Source organism: Rhodococcus sp. P4_F3_2 (assembly GCF_056401335.1).
The window spans coordinates 1-473 of sequence record NZ_JBFUJN010000186.1 but is presented as its reverse complement, the minus strand read 5'-3'; the positions used below and the strand labels follow the sequence as shown (position 1 = coordinate 473).

Annotated in this window: 1 protein-coding gene; it reads left to right on the top strand. The window is 28.8% G+C overall.

The window, feature by feature from the left end; all coding sequences use genetic code 11:
- Positions 1-440 (top strand): hypothetical protein (locus AC1DWA_RS33345; RefSeq protein ID WP_477917756.1); only part of this gene is annotated, 440 nt, incomplete at its 5' end.
- Positions 441-473: the final 33 nt, after the last annotated feature.

Genomic DNA, 473 nt, shown 5'->3' with positions numbered 1-473 from the left:
CAGAATGCCTGTTTTTTTTGAATACCTCTAACTCTATGATAACTAAGGATAATATACATGCTGAAACTATATCTCCATGGATATATATAGAAATAGGAATGAGCAATATGATTGAAAAAGTTAAACCTGTAAGAAAGCGTATTTCAATCGGAAAAACGTTTATGCAAGATAATTATTCTGGTTTAACTATTAGATATGATTTAAAAACAGAGCATCTTACATCTATGACTCAAGAACATATTGAAACTTGGTTATGTATCTATAATTCGGGAAATTCACTTATACAACAACATGGAATGTATCGTTTTAATGCTTTGGATATCTTATATAAAGAATACAACCTTATTAGCATTAGCGTTGACAAAAGATCTCGTTCAATTGAAAGGAAGATGGTATGGAAAAAGATACAGAATATATGGAAAAAAAAGATTAGAAAATAAGATTTGAACTGCAAGCGTAAAGTTATCTAATAG